Below are 13,941 nucleotides of genomic sequence, written 5' to 3' on the forward strand. Positions count from 1 at the left end.
TAAACGCTACGCTATTGTGGGGGCCTACCTCCCTCACTAAATAGGCTGTTTCTTGCCCGTCACAGCCTATTTTCTCTCCCCTTTTTACCGTATCATTTAGCTTTACAATTCTTTGAGATAAAGATGGATACAGCTCAACTTAAACAAGCCATTAATACGAAAATGCCATTTGGCAAGTACGCTGGACGCCCTCTTTTGCTATTGCCTGAACCTTATTTGGTGTGGTTTAAGCAACAGGGCTTTCCAGCAGGTCAGCTTGGTGCTCAGCTCGCAATGATGTATGAAGTAAAACTAAACGGATTAGAGCAAATGTTGATGCCTCTTTTAGACAATAAATAATTTTATTTTTGAGAACTTTTTTGCTAACTGACGGTCTATTAATTTGCTACTTGTTTATTTTTGGTTTTAACCTCAAAAAAAGCGCCTCAAGGCGCTTTTTTTATATCTACATAAGTCATGTAAATTAATAATAGTTAATCACTTTAAACGATTTAACTTATTACTATCAGCGTTAAAGCTTTATTATCCAACAGGATGCTTTATCAAAACTCAATAATGTTCTGTATTAAATAAGCGGATGGTAAACTTTGCACCGCCTAACTCAGAGTCATTCACTTCATACGTACCACGATGCCAACTGATAATTTTAGCAACAATCGCCAACCCTAAGCCAAAACCACCTGTTTTCTTATCTCTACTTTTATCTAAACGCGTGAATGGTTTAAACACACTCTCCCACTCACTTTTAGCGATTCCAGGTCCATCGTCTTCAACGGTAATGACAAGCTCTTTATTATGCTCTTCAAGGGAAACAATGATTGTATGTGCAGCATACTTTTGCGCATTACCCAATAAGTTTTGAATACAGCGAGCCATAAAGTGCTCATCACACTTATAAACTAAGCTAAGCGGTGCCTTTATTTGCACGTCTATATCTGTCGCAAACTCAAGTTTATTAACCACACTGGTAACGAGGGCAGTTAAATCACATGAGCGGTTGATAAGGTTAGGCTTGTGGGATTCTAAACGTGCATACTCAAGCATTTCTGACACTAACGCTTCAAGTTCAACAATATCTGCATGCATATTGTCTAAATAGGTAAAAGACTGCTCATTCTCTACTTGTTCTTCAAGCATTGCTATTGCGAATTTCAAACGCGCTAGCGGCGTTCTAAATTCATGAGAAACTGATGAGGTTAGCTCCTGCTGTGCTGCTAATAAGTATTGAATACGCTCTTGCATGGCAGATAAAGTATCGGTGATCGGTAAGAAAAAAGACTTTGAAGCATCATGTAATTCAAAATCTTGCGCACCACCTACAGCCTCACAAGCAAGGGTCAGCTTATTAAAATCTCTCCACAGTAAAAAACTCCATAAGCCTACGGGAACACCGACGACCATCAATAGTAAAAAATAAGGCCAGACAGAGCTAAAGCTTGGGTTTGATACAGTTAATGGACCAATTTGGAGTAATTGCTGATCGTTGAGAGTTATGTACCAAACAACCTCTTGTTGCTGGTTAAATAAATACAAATAATGGTGAGAAGCTAAATCGGCTTTTAAATCATCAGGAAGTGCTAAGTCATTCCTGTCGATGATTTCACTATCAAATTCATTTTGGAGTTTCGATAGGCCGTCTTTAGTTTGGCTTAATAACCAAAGAGATTTACCAAATTCTTTATCGAGTGCGATTTGCTGTTGGGAGTCTTCATAGGGCCACAGTTGTTCGATGACCCCACTGACAAGAAACAGAGAAACAATTATATAAAGATATAAACTCGCAAACAGCTTCCCCATTAACAGCTAGATTTCCCAAGCATCTGATACGAATAAGTATCCTTGTCCCCAAACTGTTTTAATACGGTATGGTTTATCACTGTTATCACCTAACTTCTTGCGGATTCTTGATACCCGAACATCAACAGTGCGATCTAAACCATCATATTGACGTCCAATCATATGTTGATGGACATGCTCACGGCTTAGCACTTCACCTGCATTGGAAGCCAAAAGCCACAACAATTCAAATTCATGTGATGTAAGTGTAATCTCATTGCCTTTTAGTGTAACAATGCGGCTCGTTTTATCAATTGATAAATCACCAAATGTGATTTCTTCAGGGGCTTTAGTCGTTGCATGCCCACGACGCAGTAACGCATTAATTCTTGCAAGTAGTACACGTGGTTCTGCCGGTTTGATTACATAGTCATCAGCACCAAGCTCCAGACCGATGACCTGATCAAAATCTTCACCTTTCGCGGTTAACATAAGAATTGGCAAGTTGAACTTATCGCGTACTTGACGGCACACACTAAAGCCATCTTTGCCTGGTAACATGACATCAAGAATCATTAAATCAACAGGGTTATTTTCTAGGTATTCGAAAACTTCGTCGCCGCGTTCAAGGACCGCAACATCCAACCCATTGTGCTGAAGGTAGTCTCGTGTTAACTGTTGTAAACCGAGATCATCTTCAACAAGTAAAATCTTTGTCATTGGTTGCTCCTGAATTAAAAAAAGCTCCACGGAGAGCGTAATCTTCGTCTTGTCGTTTTTGCTTCTGTGCTCTGCACTTCAACTTTTGCTGTCGCAACTTTGCTCCCCGTGTGCGGATTGACTAAGGAGTATATTGTTTCAACCTGAACCCGCGCTTTATAGCTGAAGCGGCCTTTTTGCATGTTCTGCCAGCACTGAACTTGTTGATCATTCTGATACAAACATACATCTTGAGGGTGTGTTAATTGCCAACTTATTTTTAGTTCAAGATCGCAAAATTCGTGCTGTTGAAAAACAACACACACTTTAGGTGATACATCGAAGAGAGATGCTTGTGCATGGCTCGGGAATCCCCAAAAAACAGCAACAAACACACCCAGACTAAAAACAAAAAACTTCATATTAAAAAATATGATTGAATCCTATAAAAGCAGTCATCGAATACGTGTGTTCAAAAAGCGGACTGTCATCTACGCCCGAGTAATCGTAATATGCTAAATGAAAACGAAGTGAGTTGCCCTCACTCAAGGGCCAACGGGCGTCGATTTTAGCATAAGGTTGCCAACTACTGCCAACACCAATTTTCCCATGTGAGGTTTCTTTCGCCGATAAGCCATAAAAGTAATCGTTTAACTTAGCGGATTTATACCAGACGCCTAAGCTTGGAGTCAGCTCTAACTGACCTATTTGCTGGAGTGTCTGCCATTGAACTGCACTTCTTGTGCCTTTATATACGTTGGATACATCTGCTAATGCTTGCAGCGAGAATATATGGTTATTATGAATGTAATGGTAACTTAAGCCTGCATCTAATGCCCAACGACGCTTACTGATATCGTTCACAGAGATACGCTCAGCATTCAATTCATTCTTTTCCGTAGAATTGACAAAACTGCTCGAAGTTTGCAGTGCAAAAACATTACTAGGGTGAAAATCAATAAAAAAGCGCGTTTCAGGGTTAAACTCCGCCACTACATTAAAAACATGAGATGACGTTTCATGAAAAGCATAACCAAGTCGGCCATTATCAAAAAACCACTTTTCACCGTAATAAGCAATTTCAGGTAAGAGTATAAGCGGTAGATTTTTCCCCCCATGCAGCGGGTTTGTGATCACCCCAACTCCCGTATTGACACCCAAATACCACTTATTGGCTTCAACTTCTTGAGATGCTGAACGGCTTTCTCGTTCTGTTCGGGTTGAGTCTTCTGCACAGACTTGATTCATAGATATAAAAATCAAGACGCACATTATTACCCAATTATTGATCGTTATCGTTTTCATGTTTGTTACGACCACAGGCAGTTTCCAGTTAGTCTATGGTATCAAGGTGTGAATAGGCTGTCTTTTATAGGTTACAAGTATTCACAATTTTGATACATATATCAGCTAAGTTTGTTACTCTTCAACAATCTCAAGACGGTTTCTTCCATGCTCTTTAGCAAGGTAAAGAGCTTGGTCAGCTTTGGCAATCAGTTGTTCCGGTTGACTATTCTTAGACTTAATAGCAATCCCAAAACTTGCAGTTATTTTACTTAACACATTTGTCGATTTAGGTTTCTTGACTTGTAACTTCGATATCGCGATGCGAAGCTGTTGAGTGAAGTTAGTCATATCACTGACACTTGCAAAATGTGCAGTAAAGCAAAACTCTTCCCCACCAAAGCGATAAACCTGCCCAACACTCGAAACGTGTTTGAGTAATTTACTCGCTACAGCTCTCAGAACTTGGTCTCCCTTTTGGTGTCCGAATGTATCATTAAATTGCTTAAAATGATCAATATCAACCATCACCAACACGGCAAGGCCAGCCAAATGAGCCGCTTGGCAGAATCGAGAAATGTCTTCATCAAACTTGCCACGATTATAAAGCCCTGTCAGCGTATCTTTTTCTGCTTTATTTTTCGAAAGAGTAAGCTCCTGCTTTAATTCGGATATTTCTGCATAGGCTTGTGCTAACTGGTTTTGAAAATCCTGTGCACGGTCCTGTAAAGCGGCTGACTCACCACTTAGTCGCTCTACACAGTCCAACACATTATCAAAGCTATCTCCATCGCTTAAATTTACATCGTTGAGTTGCTCTCGGCACTCTTGGAGTGTTTGATTAAACTGAATAGAGTGAACAAGCGTGTCGTTTATGCCTTGCTGAACATTACTTACCACACCATTGAAATCATTCGATAGTTGATAGAACAAAGACAGATCATCTTGAGATAAATATTTATTAAAAAGATACTTTGCTCGCTCTTGGTCGCATGTACTGAATGTGCGAATAATATTATCAAGTTCTTCATTAAGCGCTTTATTTCTGCCACTCACATAGCAATACCACAACGCATAATTAAGCGGTGTAATAGGCATTTTATATTTAACCATTAAGGGAATAGCGCGCTTCAAACAACTACTTGAGTAGCTCAGCGAATGCTCAACGTGAGCTGACAGAATCATGTGTCCATGCCATCAGTATTTTTATTATTTTGATTTACGTTAGCAACACATTGTAAAAAATCAATAAAAAATCTGCAATAATCGCCAAATCCCAGCAAAAAACACGGAAAACATTAACAAAAAACAATACAAAAGAACTGCTTTTAATAGCTGTTTTTGCAAGACAAAATAATCCAAAAACCCTAAGTAAAAAAGATGAGGTCTGCTAATTTAAGAAAATGATGTGAAATATAACCGCGTCAATTTAGCCAAAAGTTAAAACGACTGGAGGTTTATAGACGGCTGATAACAATTATATCAACCGCCTTAGATTTTATTGAATGGTTTCAAATTAGTTTACAGCTGACCAAGGGCCATTAGCTGTTTCTGGCGAGTCACCTTGAGTCCACCACTTAGCGATATATATAACATTGTTAAAGCTTACTTTGTCGTCTTTAACATATACCTTTGTACTGTCCCATGCAGCAACACCACCTACCGGAGGATTGCCCTCTGGTGGTGTTAGCGTGTCAACGACTGTTACTTGAGGCCAGTTTACGTGCGATTGATAAAAGTTTGTTACGCACTTTTCATAATCATCAGGGACCAGTGCTGAATAGGCAGTTTGATAACCAACTAACTTACACTCAAATGATTGGCCTCCTGGTCTGTCGCTGTAATATGCCCAGTCTGCTTCCCAGTTTGTATAGAGAACATCGGTTGAATCATTAAGGTTTAAACTACCAAAAGGAGTTTGCTGCCAGCAGGTGTTCTCTTCATCTGTTTCAATCGGAATATAATAGTAATTCGATAGACCTTCCCAATAGCGAATGCGATTTACTGGCTGTCCCTTGGTGCGGTTTTGCTCGCCACATTCAATTCCCCCATTTATTACATTAATTGTTGTGCCAAAACCGTATCCAATCCCCGCACTGAGCTCTTTTTGTGATGGCACCCAAGTTCTATCAATAACGTGTAGCATCGCCGGTTTTGGTGCTTGAGGTGTTAAGAAAAACCAAATAGCTGAGGCAAGATTGAGCCAAGAATCTGCTACTAAGCTTGGGTTGTTAAGTAGCACAGTTGCATCACCATTAAACATCACTTCCGAAAATGCACCATAATTAAAATGATACGAAAGCTGCTTCGCACCGCGGCCGAAATAACCTTGTCCTTCTGCGCATGGCCAACGGCGATTTTGCCAATCATTTTGACCACACCCTGTTGTATAACCGGCCTGCCCTTCTGACCACCCCATTTCGCGGACATGTACTAAAGCCTGTTGCCATTCTTCGAGTTGTAATGGGTTGTCAGAGATATTATCTTTGGCGATATGACCACCGGTTTCTTGTGCAAAGTGTGCAAATGCAGTGATGATAGACTTTTTACAAATAGCATCGGAATCGCGACCATCAGTGTATTCACCACAAAAAGCAGGGAACTTACCTATTGCCCGTAAAAAACGTGTGTAGGTATACTCAGGCGCAGCCATTCCCGTCAGAAAGTCCCACTCTTGCTGACCAAAGACTCGTTCAACACGTTTCACATTTTCTGGGTTGCTTGCATTGTTAGGTGTAATAGCTTCAACAATACTATTATCCCTCGTTTCAAGCGCTTTTGCCCAGGTTTGATACATGGGGTCGGATGCTTTAGCATCACGAGCCGCATTTAGTTCTGCACGAGATAGCAAATAGCCGTCTGGGTTATTCGGGTCATCAACAATCGTTAATGCGTTAGCTGAGGCGATAAGAGCAACTTGCAGAGCAAGCAGTTTGATAGCGTGGGTTTTCATCGTCTTTCCTTTGAATTGTGTGTTTCTAAAATAGGTTTTAACCTTTTGTTAACACTAGATGCAAAATGACATCGCTGTCAAGTTTCCACATCAATTCTATAAAAACTGCTTACTCCTGCAATTAAAACGATGACCAATCATGCCTTAATAAGTTAGTAACGACTGCGCAATTTCCCAAATAGCATTTAAGGCGGGATCATGCCGCTCTTTCTTAAGCACTGCTAAGCCAATTTCAAAGCCTGGAATATCTTTTTCTGCCTCACTAATAACCTGAACCTTTTCTTTTAACGGGCTATTATCAAGTACAATTTTAGGCACCATCGCAACACCTAAACCCAAACTTACCATCGAAACCATGGCTTCATGACCTGCTACATGGGCGTAAATACGACCATGAATATTTTTCTTTCGCCACCACTGCTCTAATCGCTGCCTAGACAATCCTTGTTCAGCAACAATAAATTCTAAATTAGACCAATTAATTGTTTCTAAATCTTTAAGTTGTTCACTGATAGGACAAGCTATTTTAGGTCCGATAAGTACCAAAGGAGAATACCCGATACTGGTAAAGGCAATTTGCCCTGGTAATTTAACTGGTTTTGCTGCAATCGCCATGGCTTCATGGCCATCCAATACACGATTTATGGCAAGCGCAGGATCACCTGTGTTGAGTGTAATTTCGATATAAGGATGCTGCATCCGCAGTTGTTCAAGAATTTGATGTAAAAAGCTATATGAGGCAGTAACAGAACAATAAATACTGACATTACCGTATATATGTTGTTGTGGCTCTTGGATATCAGCTTTAAATCGGTGCCAACTGGCAAGCGTCGCATTGGCATAATCACAAAATGCTTTTCCCTCTTGAGTTAGCTTAACCGTGCGGTTGTCACGATTAAATAATACTGCGCCTACTTCATCTTCAAGCTGCTTGATATTACGGCTTAAAGTAGGAGCACTAATATGGCAAAGCTCACTGGCTCTAGCAAAGTGGAGCGTTTTAGCTAGGGCTAAAAAGTAATTAAGATGTTTGTGATCCATTGTGACTACCATTTCATTTTATGAAACACTTTAATTCAAATATATCATTTTACGCAAGAGATAAAATTGCATACTGTTAAGCCATACAAAGAGCGCAAACTTTTATTCTTTGTTTTTTAAAAAACTTGTATTTATAGGACACTAACAATGGCGAATTATTTTAATACTCTTCCTTTGAGAGAGCAGTTAGCGCAATTAGCGCAATGTGAATTTATGGACCCATCAGAATTTGCTGATGGCGTAGACGCTTTAAAAGGAAAAAAACTCGTTATTGTCGGCTGTGGTGCACAAGGCCTTAACCAAGGTTTAAATTTACGTGATTCTGGTTTAGATGTTTCTTATACACTGCGTGAGTCAGCGATTGCTGAGCGTCGTCAATCTTTCTTAAATGCATCTGAAAACGGCTTCACGGTAGGCACATATGAAGAGCTTATTCCAACGGCTGATGTAGTATTAAACCTCACTCCTGACAAACAACATACCTCTGTTGTTAATGCCATCATGCCGCTGATGAAACAAGGTGCAACGCTTGCCTATTCACACGGTTTCAACATTGTTGAAGAAGGCATGCAAATTCGCGAAGACTTAACTGTTATCATGGTTGCGCCTAAATGCCCAGGTTCAGAAGTACGTGAAGAATACAAACGCGGCTTTGGCGTACCAACACTCATTGCAGTTCACCCAGAAAACGACCCTCAAGGTCATGGCCTAGCGCAAGCGAAAGCGTATGCAGCTGGTACCGGAGGTCATCGTGCTGGTGTACTAAAATCATCATTCATTGCAGAAGTTAAGTCTGACTTAATGGGTGAGCAAACGATTTTATGTGGCATGTTACAAACAGGTTCACTACTTTGCTTTGATAAAATGGTCGAAAAAGGTATTGATGCAAGTTACGCGTCAAAGTTAATCCAATACGGTTGGGAAGTGATCACTGAAGCACTTAAGTATGGCGGTGTGACTAACATGCTTGACCGCTTATCAAACCCAGCAAAAGTTAAAGCATTTGAATTAAGTGAACAACTTAAAACAATCATGCGTCCACTTTATAACAAGCATATGGACGATATCATCAGCGGCGAATTCTCTCGCGGCATGATGGCTGATTGGGCTGAAGATGATGCAAAGCTTCTTGCATGGCGTGCTGAAACTGCTGAAACCGCATTCGAAAAACAGCAAAATACCGATGAAGAAATTAACGAGCAAACTTTCTTCGACCAAGGTATCTTGATGGTTGCTATGGTTAAAGCAGGCGTTGAACTTGCGTTTGAAACCATGACTGCTGCTGGCATTATCGATGAATCGGCTTACTATGAGTCATTACACGAAACGCCACTGATCGCCAACACGATTGCGCGTAAAAAGCTTTTCGAAATGAACCGAACAATTTCAGATACAGCTGAATATGGTTGCTACCTATACAACCACGCATGTTTGCCTTTACTACAAGATTTTATGAAAGATATCGACACTGATGTTATTGGTAAAGGTTTAGGTGATTCATCAAATCAGGTGGACAACCAAACCTTAATCGCAGTGAACAAGGCCCTGCGTGAGCACCCAGTTGAAATTGTTGGCAGTAAATTACGTGGTTACATGTCGGCAATGAAGAAAATAGTTTAACCCTAGAAAGTAAGTTTCGCTTGTTAGAAACCAAGCCCAATTGCATATGCTTTGGGCTTTTTTTGTTCCTAGTTTAATTCGTCATCTGAAAAGTCTATGCTAAAATGACTACCTTAATGTTGTAACCTAAGACACTTTCATGGCGTTAAATCACCTTACCATTACTAAAAAAATCACTCTACTAGGTAGCTCTATTGCACTCATTGTTGCTGCGTTAATTGGCGTAACCGCAATTTATAGTGCTAAACAAATCATTGAACAACGAATGATCGAGTCTGAGCTACCAAGCAAGTTACAAGCAATTGATAATTATATCAGCCACGATATAAATCAAATGATCAGTGCCGCTGAGCAGCTTTCAAGTAACGCTTTTGTTATCGACTGGGCACGCTCTGGTGATACTGATGATACGATTTTACTTAAAGAGTTGAATCGCTTAGTTGCACAATACGATCTTGCGACAGCTTCATGGGCAAACCGTGAAACAGCGCAATATTGGAATCAAGATGGTTTTTTAAGAGTACTTACTAAAGAGCAAGATGGTTGGTTTTTTGCGTTTAAACAATCAGCAAACCCTTTTTCTATCAGTATTTATCAAGAATCACCTACAGACGTAAAAATGTTTGTGAACCACCAACAAACTAATGGCTTAGGTTTGGCAGGTCTTGCTAAAAGTATTGATGACATGCAAGCAATGCTGCAAAAGTTTCAAATAGAGAAAACCGGTTTTGTTTTTGTTGTTGACAAACATGGCTTGATAAAGCTGCACAAAGACGCCAGTAAAGTAGCCAAAGCAAAACTTGATACGCTTTATGAATCAGGTATCACAAGCACACTATTAACTGGTGAAGAGTTTACTCTTAAGGAAGTCAGCATCAAGGGAGAAGAAACCCTAGTTGCTGCAAGCCCAATAAAAAACACAGACCTGTTTGTTGTTGCACAAGTGCCTAAGCGTGAAGTCTTTGCAAGCATTGATACATTGGAATGGCAAATTATCAGCTTTGCAATTGTCATCGCATTCGTTGCCAGTTTTGCAGGTTTACTACTGGCTAGAACATTGTCATCTCCTTTATCAAAAATGGCGGAATTATTTACCCGATTAGGCTCTGGTGATGCAAATTTAGCCTATCGATTACCGAGCTCAGAGCAACCAGAACTTGCAAATTTGAGCGCTGGTTTTAATCAATTTATGACCAAAATCGAAACAGCCATTGGCCAAGTTGCACAAGAAAGCCGAGAAATCAGACAAAGCGCAAGCCATGTTTTTAAACAAACTCAAAAAAATTCAGACGCATTAGATAATCAAAAAGAGCAAACTATTTCCGTTGCTGCTGCAATTAACGAAATGGGTGCAACAGTGCAAGAAATTGCATCAAGCGCAGCAAATACAGCAAAGCTCACTGAAAGCAGTAAACAAAATACTGAACAAAGCCATGTTCAGGTCACACAAAGCCAGCAAGCGATCACTGAGCTTGCCAGTGACATAGATAACATAACGGAACAAGTGAACGAGTTGGCAGCTAAAACGCAGGCTATCGCAAATATTGTTGATGCCATCAGAGGAATTTCTGAGCAAACAAACTTACTGGCTCTCAATGCGGCGATTGAATCAGCCCGTGCAGGTGAACATGGTCGCGGGTTCGCTGTTGTAGCCGATGAAGTGAGAGCATTAGCAAGCAGAACGTCACAATCGACTAATGAAATTCAAACAATGATAAGCGATTTGACGAATACGTCTGATTTAGTGGTTGAGCATATCAATCACTCAAAATCACAAGCTCAGTTAAGTGTGGGTGCGATGCAGAGCTCTGTTGAGTTACTCAATGCGATCAATGATGCTGCAAACGAAATAAATGATATGGCCACTTTAATTGCGACCGCCACCGAGGAACAGAGTAATGTTGTGGCTGATGTTGGTCGTAATATTGAGCAGATTAGCGATATCAGTGACAATGTTATGCGTGAACAAATAGATACCGAACAAGCGATAAAAGACTTAGCAACCAGCGCACAGACTCTGGATGATTTAGTGGCTACTTTTGATAAGCGCTGACACGTTTTGTAACAGTTAACACTGACCCTTTTTTGTTCACCGCCTATACTTAAAGTGATTTAGGCCGTGAATTTAAGAGGGTCAGATGAAGATAACAACATGTATTCTACTATTAAACCTTTGTTTTTTAAGTGCGTGCAATAGTACTGCTAATCAACCTCTGTCCCCCCCAAAAGCGCTTACCCAGATTAAAGATTTCAACATTTTGGAGATCGAAAGCCAAAAGGATATCTTTACATTAACGCCCAGTATAAAAGAACGCCTAGACATGAGTTTTCCTGAGGGTCAACGCTCTATCCGCAGTGCAAAGCGACTCATGCAATTTTTGCTCGATAATGGTGATGAATCCCTCTCCTATCAGTCAGGTGCGACACTTACTGCTGCGCAAGCCTATAGCGACTTAAATGCGAACTGTTTATCACTTTCTATACTTGCGTACAGTCTTGCTGAGCATTTGGGCTTATATGGACAATTTCAAAAAGTACACATCCCTGAGTATTGGGCTTTGAATAATGGGTTTAATTTACTCACAGGACACATTAACCTAAGGGTGAAAGAAAGAGGCAAACAGCTCACGAACCTCAGGGTCATTTACCCGCAAGAACGCGCTTTAGTCATTGATTTTGACCCTAATAGCCGTCAAGAATCATTTAAAACCAGTTATATTGATAAAGCACGCATTACTGCAATGTTTTATAACAACAAAGGCGCTGCCGCTATGCTCGATGAGAGCTACGATTTAGCTTACAGCTATTTTACCGGAGCGATTAAAGTTGATCCAAAATATTCAGGCGCTTGGGGTAACTTAGGGGTACTGTTACGTTTAACCGAACACTTTAAACAAGCCGAAGCAGCTTACCTGCATGCGATTGATCTTGATGTGAACAATCACACTGCGCTTGGCAACTTAGCGCTTATCTATAAGCTCACTGACCGTGAAAAAGAAGGAGAAGATATTCTCTCTAGGCTAGATAACAAGCGCCAATCCAATCCTTACTATCATATTTCTTTGGGTAATGATGCATATGCCGCAGCGCGCTACCAAGATGCCCTCAAACACTTCAAAAAAGCACGTGGTCTTAATATTAAGCTTCATGATTCTGACTTTGGTCTTGCTAAAACCTACTACCAATTAGGGGATTTAAAACTTGCCAAAAAATACTTAACATCCGCTAATAACAAAGCTGATTTTGATCATGATAAAAAACGCTATGAAAGCAAATTACAGGCTCTTAGCTCTCACACAGCTAAGCTCAATCATTACTAGTTGTCTGTTACTTACTCTAAGTGATAAGGCAGTTGCAAATGCACAAACCTTTCTTAAAAAGGACATTACAGCACTTACATCCAGCCAATTTTATGGCAGGAAAACAAATACGCTTGGTGCAAAACGTGCGGGTGATTTTATTAGTGAGCGCTTCTCGGAGCTAAACTATAACGTACGTAAACAACACTTTGAGTATGATGCTCCTTTTAATCAAAAGCGCTCAGGCGTTAATATAATCGCCACGCAGAAAACAACATGCATTGATTGCAAAACGATCATTTTCACCGCTCACTACGATCACCTTGGGCCAACAGGGAGCCGCTATTACCCGGGTGCAAACGATAATGCCAGTGGCGTAGCTGCGCTGTTGTACTTAGCACATTATTTAGCGCATCAGACTCGACAGTACAACTTAGTTTTTGTCGCTACGGATGCTGAAGAAAACGGTTTACACGGCAGTAAATATCTTGTCTCCACACTTAATTTAAGTGATATCAAATTAAGTATAAACCTTGATATGTTAGTAGTTAATAAGCGTAAGCCACGCATTTATGCGTATTTAGATAGGCAATCTAGTAGTCAGTATAAAAAAGCGTTAACTATGCTCTCTGATAAGGAATTAACATTTATAGTTAGCAGTTCATCAGCACGACTCAATAGATTACTCGGCACTAACATTAACTGGCGTAAAGCAAGTGATCACTACGCATTTGCCAAAGCTGATATTCCTTTTATTTATTTCGGCATGGGTGATGATAAACATCACCATCAAGTAACAGACACGCTAGAACATATCGACTTTCAGCTTTATGAGCAAACCATCTTAAAAATAGCGAAGTTTGTGACTTACTTAACAGGTAGTTGAGTACGCAATACAAACTGCTTTTTTTGTATTTTGGTTAACTTTTTCACACGCGCCTCTAATTTACTCGCCTCGCTGCGGGTGCCAACCTTTTGTTGGTATACTAGCGTTAAAGGTCCTTTGCCTTTTAAATTCTTAGCCCCTTTACCAGCCTCGTGTGCGGCAAAACGTTTTTCAACATCAGTACTTATCCCTGTGTACCAATGCCCTAAACGCGTCTGAACGATATATAAATGCCACACAGCATCAACACTCTCGCGCTTTTTTATTGATTCAGGTAAACTTTTTATCGTGTCTGTGGTCAAATTTGTGCCTCGTAAACGTCAATCTCAGCAAAAACAATTGTTGAAAAGGGTTTTACCTTCTGTGACTAATCGGTATCATGC

Annotated in this window: 13 protein-coding genes; 5 read left to right on the forward strand and 8 right to left on the reverse strand. The window is 40.3% G+C overall.

What is annotated here, in order from left to right; all coding sequences use genetic code 11:
- Positions 1–123 precede the first annotated feature (123 nt).
- Positions 124–339 carry a DUF3820 family protein gene (locus tag L3V38_RS11155; protein ID WP_062570556.1) on the forward strand — a complete coding sequence of 72 codons (216 nt, stop codon included), beginning with the start codon at positions 124–126 and terminating at the stop codon, positions 337–339.
- 210 nt (positions 340–549) lie between these two features.
- Here the strand turns inward: L3V38_RS11155 and L3V38_RS11160 are convergent, their stop codons facing one another.
- The 7 genes from L3V38_RS11160 to ilvY all read right to left on the reverse strand — a co-directional run bounded on the left by L3V38_RS11160 (position 550) and on the right by ilvY (position 7,753).
- On the reverse strand, positions 550–1,797 hold the full coding sequence (locus L3V38_RS11160; RefSeq protein WP_237119445.1) for an ATP-binding protein: 1,248 nt from the start codon (positions 1,795–1,797) through the stop codon (positions 550–552).
- 6 nt (positions 1,798–1,803) lie between these two features.
- A complete protein-coding gene (locus tag L3V38_RS11165; RefSeq protein WP_062570554.1) occupies positions 1,804–2,496 on the reverse strand; it encodes a response regulator in 693 nt (230 codons plus the stop codon).
- Between the two features lie 14 nt (positions 2,497–2,510).
- Positions 2,511–2,897, reverse strand: a complete 387-nt coding sequence (locus tag L3V38_RS11170) for a DUF3019 domain-containing protein (RefSeq protein WP_062570553.1) — start codon at positions 2,895–2,897, stop codon at positions 2,511–2,513.
- Position 2,898: 1 nt separating this feature from the next.
- On the reverse strand, positions 2,899–3,723 hold the full coding sequence (locus tag L3V38_RS11175; protein ID WP_237119446.1) for a MipA/OmpV family protein: 825 nt from the start codon (positions 3,721–3,723) through the stop codon (positions 2,899–2,901).
- 171 nt (positions 3,724–3,894) lie between these two features.
- Complete coding sequence (locus L3V38_RS11180) at positions 3,895–4,944, reverse strand: GGDEF domain-containing protein (protein ID WP_237119447.1); 1,050 nt, start codon at positions 4,942–4,944, stop codon at positions 3,895–3,897.
- A 331-nt stretch (positions 4,945–5,275) separates the two neighbouring features.
- Positions 5,276–6,712 carry a glycoside hydrolase family 19 protein gene (locus L3V38_RS11185; protein ID WP_237119448.1) on the reverse strand — a complete coding sequence of 479 codons (1,437 nt, stop codon included), beginning with the start codon at positions 6,710–6,712 and terminating at the stop codon, positions 5,276–5,278.
- A gap of 144 nt (positions 6,713–6,856) precedes the next feature.
- On the reverse strand, positions 6,857–7,753 hold the full coding sequence (gene ilvY, locus L3V38_RS11190; protein WP_237119449.1) for an HTH-type transcriptional activator IlvY: 897 nt from the start codon (positions 7,751–7,753) through the stop codon (positions 6,857–6,859).
- Between the two features lie 147 nt (positions 7,754–7,900).
- On the opposite strand from ilvY, the gene ilvC reads away from it, so the two are divergent.
- From ilvC to L3V38_RS11210, 4 genes are all read left to right on the forward strand, one after another.
- Positions 7,901–9,373: a ketol-acid reductoisomerase gene (gene ilvC, locus L3V38_RS11195; RefSeq protein ID WP_062570549.1), complete on the forward strand. Its 1,473-nt coding sequence runs from the start codon at positions 7,901–7,903 to the stop codon at positions 9,371–9,373.
- Positions 9,374–9,512: 139 nt separating this feature from the next.
- Positions 9,513–11,426: a methyl-accepting chemotaxis protein gene (locus tag L3V38_RS11200; protein WP_237119450.1), complete on the forward strand. Its 1,914-nt coding sequence runs from the start codon at positions 9,513–9,515 to the stop codon at positions 11,424–11,426.
- Positions 11,427–11,694: 268 nt separating this feature from the next.
- Entirely contained in the window at positions 11,695–12,693 is a 999-nt protein-coding gene (locus L3V38_RS11205; RefSeq protein WP_346729902.1) for a hypothetical protein, read from the forward strand.
- On the forward strand, positions 12,638–13,558 hold the full coding sequence (locus L3V38_RS11210) for a M20/M25/M40 family metallo-hydrolase (protein WP_237119452.1): 921 nt from the start codon (positions 12,638–12,640) through the stop codon (positions 13,556–13,558). Before L3V38_RS11205 ends, L3V38_RS11210 begins: the two co-directional genes overlap by 56 nt.
- Here L3V38_RS11210 and L3V38_RS11215 read toward each other — a convergent pair.
- Positions 13,540–13,860: a GIY-YIG nuclease family protein gene (locus L3V38_RS11215; RefSeq protein ID WP_130151268.1), complete on the reverse strand. Its 321-nt coding sequence runs from the start codon at positions 13,858–13,860 to the stop codon at positions 13,540–13,542. The genes L3V38_RS11210 and L3V38_RS11215 overlap by 19 nt on opposite strands.
- Positions 13,861–13,941 lie beyond the last annotated feature (81 nt).

Source organism: Pseudoalteromonas sp. L1, assembly GCF_021728095.1.
GTDB lineage: Bacteria > Pseudomonadota > Gammaproteobacteria > Enterobacterales > Alteromonadaceae > Pseudoalteromonas.

Excerpts from the sequence above, each read along its gene's own strand:
- L3V38_RS11155 (WP_062570556.1), top strand. The coding sequence starts at position 124 with ATGGATACAGCTCAACTTAAACAAGCCATTAATACGAAAATGCCATTT.
- L3V38_RS11160 (WP_237119445.1), bottom strand. The coding sequence starts at position 1,797 with ATGGGGAAGCTGTTTGCGAGTTTATATCTTTATATAATTGTTTCTCTG.
- L3V38_RS11165 (WP_062570554.1), bottom strand. The coding sequence starts at position 2,496 with ATGACAAAGATTTTACTTGTTGAAGATGATCTCGGTTTACAACAGTTA.
- L3V38_RS11170 (WP_062570553.1), bottom strand. The coding sequence starts at position 2,897 with ATGAAGTTTTTTGTTTTTAGTCTGGGTGTGTTTGTTGCTGTTTTTTGG.
- L3V38_RS11175 (WP_237119446.1), bottom strand. The coding sequence starts at position 3,723 with ATGAATCAAGTCTGTGCAGAAGACTCAACCCGAACAGAACGAGAAAGC.
- L3V38_RS11180 (WP_237119447.1), bottom strand. The coding sequence starts at position 4,944 with ATGATTCTGTCAGCTCACGTTGAGCATTCGCTGAGCTACTCAAGTAGT.
- L3V38_RS11185 (WP_237119448.1), bottom strand. The coding sequence starts at position 6,712 with ATGAAAACCCACGCTATCAAACTGCTTGCTCTGCAAGTTGCTCTTATC.
- ilvY (WP_237119449.1), bottom strand. The coding sequence starts at position 7,753 with ATGGATCACAAACATCTTAATTACTTTTTAGCCCTAGCTAAAACGCTC.
- ilvC (WP_062570549.1), top strand. The coding sequence starts at position 7,901 with ATGGCGAATTATTTTAATACTCTTCCTTTGAGAGAGCAGTTAGCGCAA.
- L3V38_RS11200 (WP_237119450.1), top strand. The coding sequence starts at position 9,513 with ATGGCGTTAAATCACCTTACCATTACTAAAAAAATCACTCTACTAGGT.
- L3V38_RS11205 (WP_346729902.1), top strand. The coding sequence starts at position 11,695 with ATGAGTTTTCCTGAGGGTCAACGCTCTATCCGCAGTGCAAAGCGACTC.
- L3V38_RS11210 (WP_237119452.1), top strand. The coding sequence starts at position 12,638 with ATGAAAGCAAATTACAGGCTCTTAGCTCTCACACAGCTAAGCTCAATC.